The following is a 7,860-nucleotide window of genomic DNA, read 5'->3' as shown; positions in this document are numbered from 1 at the left end:
CATGACTCGTCCGATCCGCCTGGCCCACAGGCCCGAGGCCGAGCCCCGGGTCAGACTTCCACATCGCGGACTTACACGATCTTTCAGACACGCTCCCCGTTCAGGTCCCGGCAGGCTTGCGGGTGAGGCCGGCGGTGCAGGCCTGCTCTGCGTCTTCAGTGGCATCCGGGCCCGGCAGCAATCGGAATTGCGGGGGATTAGGTTCGGTCAGGTCAGTACGACGGGCTTGCCGGTGAGGGTGACACCGGCGGCGCGGAGGTCGTTCATGGCGGTGCGGGTGGTGTCGGCGGCGACGCCCGCCGTGTAGTCGAGCAGGACGCGGGTTGTGAAGCCTTCCCGGACCGCGTCGAGAGCGGTGGCACGGACGCAGTGGTCGGTCGCGATGCCGACGACGTCGACTTTGGTGACCTTCCGTGCGCGGAGCCAGTCCGCCAGACGCACTCCTTCCCTGGTACTGCCTTCGAATCCGCTCTTGGAGGCCGAATGCGCGCCTTTGTAGACGACTTCGTCGACGGCCGGAGAGTCTGCGACGGATGCGAAAGCCGGGTGGAACTCACTGCCCTCGCTCCCGGCCAGACAGTGGACGGGGAAGCTGTTGTTGAAGTCGGGGGTGTCGGAGAAGTGGGTTCCGGGATCGATGTGGTGATCCCGCGTCGCCACGACGCAGTCGTAGCCGCCGCCAGGGGGCTGGCGCACCAGATCGGCGATGGCACCGGCGCGGCCCGCACCACCCCGCACTGGGACACTGCCTCCCTCGCAGAAGTCCTTCTGCACATCGACGACCACCAGCGCACGGCTCATGAGAAGCATCCTTTCCACGGGGATCACCACCACCTGACCCCTGCCCGCCGCCCTGCCGTACACCGCCGTTCCGGCAGCCCATCCATCCGACCGGAGGACAAGCTTCACCACCATGCGCGGTAGCGGGAGTGTCGGACTGTAAATCGTTGAAGGCGCGGCGAGGAGTCGCAGTGGGAAGGGGGTCCGGAAGGTCCGGTCCGCAGAACGGTGGACAGGATGTTGGAACAGCGCCACAGACGGAAGCGTCCCGCAACCCCTTCGAAGGCCTGGGCCGGCTGACGACGGTGCCCGGTCCGGCTTCGGCCCAGTGGGTGGTTGGGCGGCCCGGCACTACTGCCGCCAGAGCGCTCTGGTCACCGGGCCTCGCCCGCGCACGCCCTATCGGCGCGGACTGCGACCGACCATAGCCGCGGCCGGCCATCGCCCCGCATCAGAAGCACAGCGTTCGGCATCCTGTGTGACATGTGCGGGCGAGGGTTGACCCCCGGCGCTGACGCCGCCGCTCGCACCGGGGCCCCTCTCTCGCATCCCCGCTCCGTACGCCGGGCAGCCGACCCGGGTGTCGCAGCGGCCGAGGATGACGGACTGGAGCCGGATGTGCGGTCGGTGATGGTGTCGCGGGGACTCGTGAAACAAGCGGGAGCTGTACCCGCGCTGGAAGGACGACGACAAGAACGGCTGCACCGCCCGCGCGGATGTGTTGATCGCCGAGGCGATCGAGGCCCCGGCCGTGGGCGCCGGCTGCACAATCACCGGGGGTGTCTGGCACTCCTACTACGACGATGTCCTGGTGCAGGGCGCGGCCGGGGTTGACATCGACCACATGGTCCCGTTGGCCGAGGTCCACGACTCCAGGTGGGCGGAGTTGTCTCGACTGCATCATTCCGCGTGGCTCGGTGACCGCCTCTGACCTGGTCGGGGAGGTGCGGCTGTCGCTCGTCCAGGTGATGACGGGGTCTTCTGCCTCGGGGGATCATGGTTCAACGCCACGATGTTGCATCTGACGCAACCGTGGGGGCTGGTGTGGTTTCTACCGATGTGCCGGGCGCGATCAGCCTGGTGGTGCCGGGTAACCTCCGGGCGCGGTTGGCCGTGACGCGGCCGGTCAGCTTCTCCCAGTTGCCGGATCCGATGGCGGCCTTTTCCTCGTGGCTGAACGGCGCCTGCTCGAGGAACGAGCGGGCGACCCCGTTGGCGGTGTCGAGGAAGGGGAATCCGCCGGGCCGGGTCCCGAATGTGCAGGGGTAGTCGGTGGAGTACATCATTCGCTCGGTCCCGACGACCTCCGAGGTCCACCGCATGTAGCGCTCGCTGACGGTGCCGCTGCCGCACACCCAGAAGTTCTGGGTGAAGTAGTCGGCCAGCGGGCGTTCAAGCTTCGTGTTGTGCGCCATGATCCCGGTGTGGTCCAAATAGAACAGGACGACCTCGCCCCAGTGTCCGGCGATCACCTGCAGCTCGGGGTGCCGGTCGAACACCCCGGAGAAGATCATCCGCAGGTACTGGATGCCCAGGTCGAAGTACCAGCCCAGCCCCGCCGTCGCGAGCCCCATGCCCGTACTGCGCGCCATCCCGACTCCGTCGTCGAAGCCTGAGTAGTACGCGTCGAGGACCGGCTTCACAGGGGTCTGCGGGTGAAAGTGCAGGGGAACTCCCAGTCGCGCGGCGGCCGCGTGGAGGTCGTCGGACTCCGGGGCGTCGGCGAGCTTGTCGCCGGTGCGCCCATAGAGCATCGCGCCGGGGAACCCGAGCTGGGCGACCGCGCGCTCCAGTTCGGCCGTGGCGACCTCTGGCGCCGCGGTGGGGATGGCGGCGAAGGCTTGGAAGCGGTCGGGCCGCCCGGCGACGATGTCGGCCAGCGTGTCGTTGGCCTCGCGGGCCGCGACGACGGCGTCTGCGGCACTGAGGTTCTGCACGCCCGGCGAGGCCAGGGACAGGACCGCGACGTCGAAAGGCAGCGCAGGCGGTGCAGCAGGCGCCTTTGGTGGCCGGCTCTTTGCCGAAGGGGTGTGAGGTGACGAGATCAACCAGCTCGGCGGGAATCGTCTGCGCCCACCGAGTGGCGCGGGCCGGTTTCGTGGTGCTCCCGGTGCGGTCGGCGGCGGGCATCGCGGCCGGCCGGGGAGCGGTACGGGGGCAGGGGGCCGGCCGTGGCGGGGGTGGCGGTGCACAGGCGGCTTGCCACGGTCCGCCGGTGGTGCGGTGGTTCGCTCGCGGGGTGGGGCACGGTGGGGCGGTCGGCCGACAGGCGGGCGGTGAAGCGGGGCCAGGCGATCAGGACGATGGGGTAGATGGCGTAGCCGATGCGGGTGGCCGGGGACAGCGCTATCGCCAGGAGCAGCCCCAGGGCCAGCCTGTCGGCGGCGGCGACGGTGCTCCGCGGCGGGCGGACCAGCAGCGACGCCCCCACACCCACCGCGCTCAACGCGATCAGCGCCGTGGTCACTGCCTTGCCGTGAGGAAACAGCAGAACGATCAGGTGCCCGAGCAGGGGACTCTGGGCGGAAGACGCCGTGGGGCCGAGGCCCAGCGGGTAGAGGACGACGTTCTGGTAGAAGGCGCTGGTGTCGACCAGCACCGCGGGCGTGATGGTCAGCGCGGCCAGCCCGGTGGCCGCTGCCGCGCACCTGAACGCAGGGCGCTTCCCGCCCCGTACCGCGAGTACGGCGACGATCACCGGGATGGCCGGCCAGGCGGTCCACTTCAGAACGGCGGCTACCCCCACGGCCAGGCCCGCGCGCCCGGCATGACCCCGCTGTGTGAAGGCCAGGGCCAGGCAGAGCAGTCCGATGACCGGCGGGTCCACGCCGCCGATGCTCAGGGGCAGCGCGACGACAGGACAGGCGATCAGCCACAGGGCGCCGGTCAGCCCGGCGGTGGCGCCGCGCGCGGTGCCGTTCGGCCCCGTAGCGAGGCCCCCGCCCCTGGTCAGCACCCGCACGGCTCCCGCTACGGCCGCGAGGAACCCGACGAGGAACCACACGCGGGCGCTGGCGAACGGGGTGTCACCGAACAGCAGGTGCGGTATCCCGAAGAGCGCCATGCCGGGAAGGTAGGGATTGAAGTCCCGTACGGCGTGCGGCGCGGGGTTGTATGGAGTTCCGGTGGAGAACAGCAGGTCGGCCGCCCGTTCCACGACGCCGACTTCCATCTGCGCCCTGCCGATCACCGACAGGTACAGCAGCGGTATGGCCGCCGCACCGGTGACGGCGACCACGGCGGGGGTGCGGGCCCACGGCGTGGACGACCGCGCCGCGACCAGGGCCGCGCAGGCGTATCCCGCCGCGCCGACCAGGCCCCACACCTTCTGCGAGGTGTGGTCGGGAGACGCCAGCCCCACCACGAGTGCCGACACCGCGCACGCCAGCAGTACCAGCCGGTCCCACCGTCGTCCGCCGGCGAAGGGCTTGGCTGCGGAGCGAGACCGAGACCGGGGCTCCTGTTTCCGAGCAGCTTGCGACATCAGGCATCAACCTTTGAAGAAGAGGTGAGGGCATGAGGGCATGACGAATGGAGGGTGGGGTGAGGGTGCGGGAGAAGCGGGAGAGTACCGCCGGTACCGGAGTGCTTCCGGAGGGGTTCGCATCACGGCTTTGAGGGGCGTGGCAGGGTCCGGCGACAGCGACGGTGACTGCCGGGAGCCGGGAGCCGGGAGCCGGGTTCCGGTGGCCCGGTCCGTGACGGCGGTGCGCGCCCCCCGGTGTGGAGGCCGCGCACCGCACGTACGGCTCTTACTCCGGAGCGGGCTCCGGCGATCGTCATCGCGCCGGTCCCAGGGGGCGCGGCCCCGTCGCCGAGTCCGGTGTCGGTGAACCCGGCCACGTGCCGGCGCGCGGGGTGTTCTGTGAGACGGCGACGGCCGTGGCGGAACCGCTGTTGGCCGGGGATCGGGACGTCATCGCCGCGGCGTCGTACGCGGGGCCGGACACATGCCGCGCGGGTTTCGACGGCGCGGTGGCAGGCGCCAGGGCAGGCGCGATCGCGGGGACGGTGCCAGGCGACCGGCCCCCGCCTGACCTGCGACTTCGTACCGCCCGCCGGTTCGCCGGTTCGCCAGGGCGGCTGGGGACGGCGTAGACAGGCACTCACACGGCGGCACTCACGAGTCAGTGCTTACGAGGCAGTGCCTACGAGCCGCAGGGCGGCGCTCACACGGTGGTGCTCGCGCCGCGCGGGGCGCCGCCCGTACGCCTCTTCAGCACGCGGTACGCGGCGAAGACCAGTACGGCGACGATGGCGCAGGTGAGGGCCGTCGCCATGAGCTGGAGGGGCCAGTAGTGGGCGAGGGGGTGGAACTCGCGGTAGTAGCCGACGGCGTCGAGCTTGTCGTACGTGGCGCGGCAGTCAGGGAAGACGTCGCCGCCGCAGTAGGGGTTCGGCAGTCGGGCGCCGGTGGAGGTGAGGATGCCCTCGTCGACCGCGATCCCCGTGCCTGACGGAGCGCCCTGCACCCGGTTGCGCACCTGGGTCACGCTGGGCCACAGGTAGGGCAGTGCCGTGTGGACGATGGCGAACACGCCGGTCGTGGCGACGACGGAGGTGCCGAGGGCGGGCAGGGAGCGGCGCCAGAGCAGACCGACCAGGACTCCGACGACGAGGCCCAGAAGGGCCAGGGTGACCGTGAGCGGCCCGCCCGAGTAGAAGGTCGGGAAGTCGGACCAGGACTTCGCGGTGTCTATGCGGCCGTTCCCGGCCGACCAGGCAAGGTGGTGCAGCGAGACCACCAGTCCGGTGCCTGCGACGACGAGGGTGGCCGGGAGGGCGAGGTTGGCGGTGAGCCAGCGCACCGGGGAAACCGACTGGGCCCAGGTCAGCTGAGCGGTGCCCGTCTCCAGTTCCCTGCTGGTCAGCGTGGCCCCGGCCCAGGCGGCTACGAGGAAGGGGAGGGCGAGGACGGCGAAGGTGGTGGCGGAGTAGACCTCCTTGTAGCGGATGATCGCGGGCTGGTCGTAGGCGCACTTCGACGCCCCGGCACACGCGTTGTACTGCTCCCACGCCGCCGCGGAGGCGTCGGCGAGCGGGCCGCCCAGCCACAGCAGCGCGGCCGAGAGTACGACCACGAGGCCGACCCAGACGCACAGCGCCGGCCGGTGCAGGCGCAGCAGCCACCAGGTCAGACGGGGCGTGGGGGACGGATGCCGGGTGGCCGCGGGAGCGGTGGGGGCAACGGCGGTCATGCGGGCTCCTCCTGGGGCATGGCGGAGGCGGAAGTCGCATCCTGGGACGTGGGGGAAGCAGAAGCGGAATCAGAAGCGGAAGCAGAATCGGAGGCGGAATCGGAAGCGGGGCCGAGAGTGAGCGGGGGCGCCGCCGGGTTGCGCAGGTGGGCGAGGACCAGCGCCTCCAGGGACAGGTCGTTCGTCTGCCAGCCGGCGGGCAGCGGCCCCGCGGGGCGGACGAGGGCGGTGACCTGGCGACCGGTGATACGGGATTCCACCGTGGTGTGCGGGGCCAGGTCGAACTCGGCGCCGGTGGCGGCCTCCCGTGCGGGCCCGGTGATCAGGGAGTGCACGGCGAGCAAGTCGTCGATGTCACCCGCCAGATGCACCCGGCCGTCGCCGATCAGCAGCAAGTGGTCGCAGGAATCCTCCAGTTCGGCGATGACGTGTGAGGACATCACGATGGTGGTGCCGTACCGCGCGGCCGTGGCCATGAGCGTGCCCATCAGCTCGTGCCGGGCCAGCGGGTCGAGGTCGGCCACCGGCTCGTCCAGCAGCAGCAGTTCCGGCCGCTTGGCGAGGGCGAGGGCGAGCGCCACGCGGGTGCGCTGGCCGCCGGACAGCGAGCGGACACGGGCTCCGAGGTCCAGGCCACCGCCCGCCGCGACCCGCTCCGCGGTGTCCGCGTCCCAGCTGTCGGGGTTGAGATCGGCGCCCATGCGGAGCGTCTCGGCGACGGTGAGCTGCGGGTACAGCGGCTTGTCCTGGGAGACGAAGCCGATCCGCGGCCGCACGTGGGCCGGGTGCCCGCCGAGCACCGTGACCGAACCCTCGCTGGGGGCGATCAGCCCCGCCGCCAGGGCGAGCAGCGTCGACTTGCCCGCGCCGTTGGGCCCCACGAGCGCACTGACACGTCCGGCCGGCAGCTGAAACGTGCAGTCACGCAGGGCCCATCCGCCGCGCCGCCGGAACGACTTCCCCAGCCCGGTTGCCTCGATGGCACTGCTCGTCATCGGTGATCCTGTTCCTTCTCGGTGGTATCGAAGTGCTCGTCCAGCACGACAGCGAAGAGTGCCGCCACGTCATCCCGCTCCAGGCCGGCCGTCCGAGCGCGCGACGCCCACTCGGAGAGCTCGCCCCGCAGCGGAGAGTCAATCGGTGTGGCACCGAGTGACCTGCGCACGAAGGTGCCGAGGCCTCGCCGGGCCTCGACCAGGCCCTCTCGTTCCAGTTCCCGGTAGGCCTTGAGCACCGTGTTCGGGTTGACTGCCGTGGCCTCCACGACCTCTCGGGCAGCCGGAAGCTTGTCGCCCGGCTCCAGCAGGCCCAGGCGCAAGGCCTGCTTGGTCTGCTGGACGATCTGTACGTAGGTGGCAACCCCGCTGCGCCGGTCGATCCGGTATTCGATCATCCCGGCAAACACCCTTTCACTATTTGAGTAGTGAATAGTGGATCGAGGGGGGCGCGGATGTCAAGGAGAGCGCCGGCCACGGGGTCCGGCACACGTCGCTGCGCCTCGCTGCACGTCGCTGCACGTCGTTTCTCATGGGGTGGATCAGCGCGGGAGTCCAGGACGCGCGATGACCGCCGAGTCCGGAACGCCGCCGCTACGATGCCCGAGGTGAATCTTCAGAAGCTGTTGGAAGGACAGACGGGTCTTCGCGATGTCCCTGTGCTGGCGGCAGGTGCGTCGGTGGCGGACACGCACACGACGGCCACCCGAGGGCCGCTCGCAGTGACGGCGGAATCGTGTTTCCGCATCGCGTCGCTGACGAAGGTCTTCACCTCCGTGGCGCTGGTCCGCACGCTAGTGTGATGCGCCAGAAATCCTGATGGTTATTTACTACGCTGTTGTCATGTCGCATTCGGGTCCTTCTGCTGTGGAGATCACGCTGTCCGA

7 protein-coding genes are annotated in these 7,860 nt (G+C 70.5%); 1 reads left to right on the top strand and 6 read right to left on the bottom strand.

Features of this window, described 5'->3' with window-relative positions:
• Nucleotides 1-207: 207 nt before the first annotated feature.
• The 6 genes from ACFY04_RS43315 to ACFY04_RS43290 all read right to left on the bottom strand — a co-directional run bounded on the left by ACFY04_RS43315 (nt 208) and on the right by ACFY04_RS43290 (nt 7,371).
• Entirely contained in the window at nt 208-801 is a 594-nt protein-coding gene (locus tag ACFY04_RS43315; protein WP_389126538.1) for an isochorismatase family protein, read from the bottom strand.
• Nucleotides 802-1,781: 980 nt separating this feature from the next.
• The gene (locus ACFY04_RS43310; protein WP_389126536.1) at nt 1,782-2,828 is read right to left on the bottom strand and encodes an amidohydrolase family protein; all 1,047 of its coding nucleotides are present in this window, start codon (nt 2,826-2,828) and stop codon (nt 1,782-1,784) included.
• Complete coding sequence (locus tag ACFY04_RS43305; protein ID WP_389126534.1) at nt 2,825-4,156, bottom strand: glycosyltransferase family 87 protein; 1,332 nt, start codon at nt 4,154-4,156, stop codon at nt 2,825-2,827. The genes ACFY04_RS43310 and ACFY04_RS43305 overlap by 4 nt, the downstream gene beginning before the upstream one ends.
• Nucleotides 4,157-4,949: 793 nt before the next feature.
• Entirely contained in the window at nt 4,950-5,978 is a 1,029-nt protein-coding gene (locus tag ACFY04_RS43300) for an ABC transporter permease (RefSeq protein WP_389126533.1), read from the bottom strand.
• Nucleotides 5,975-6,973: an ABC transporter ATP-binding protein gene (locus ACFY04_RS43295; RefSeq protein WP_389126532.1), complete on the bottom strand. Its 999-nt coding sequence runs from the start codon at nt 6,971-6,973 to the stop codon at nt 5,975-5,977. The genes ACFY04_RS43300 and ACFY04_RS43295 overlap by 4 nt, the downstream gene beginning before the upstream one ends.
• Nucleotides 6,970-7,371 carry a GntR family transcriptional regulator gene (locus ACFY04_RS43290; RefSeq protein ID WP_389126530.1) on the bottom strand — a complete coding sequence of 134 codons (402 nt, stop codon included), beginning with the start codon at nt 7,369-7,371 and terminating at the stop codon, nt 6,970-6,972. The genes ACFY04_RS43295 and ACFY04_RS43290 overlap by 4 nt, the downstream gene beginning before the upstream one ends.
• 210 nt (nt 7,372-7,581) lie before the next feature.
• On the opposite strand from ACFY04_RS43290, the gene ACFY04_RS43285 reads away from it, so the two are divergent.
• Nucleotides 7,582-7,776, top strand: coding sequence for a hypothetical protein (locus ACFY04_RS43285; RefSeq protein ID WP_389126529.1), 195 nt, complete (start codon nt 7,582-7,584; stop codon nt 7,774-7,776).
• Nucleotides 7,777-7,860 lie beyond the last annotated feature (84 nt).

The organism is Streptomyces sp. NPDC001549 (assembly GCF_042894025.1).
Classification (GTDB): Bacteria; Actinomycetota; Actinomycetes; order Streptomycetales; family Streptomycetaceae; genus Streptomyces; species Streptomyces kutzneri.
The sequence above is the reverse complement of the archived record's forward strand: the minus strand, read 5'-3'. Positions and strand labels throughout refer to the sequence as shown.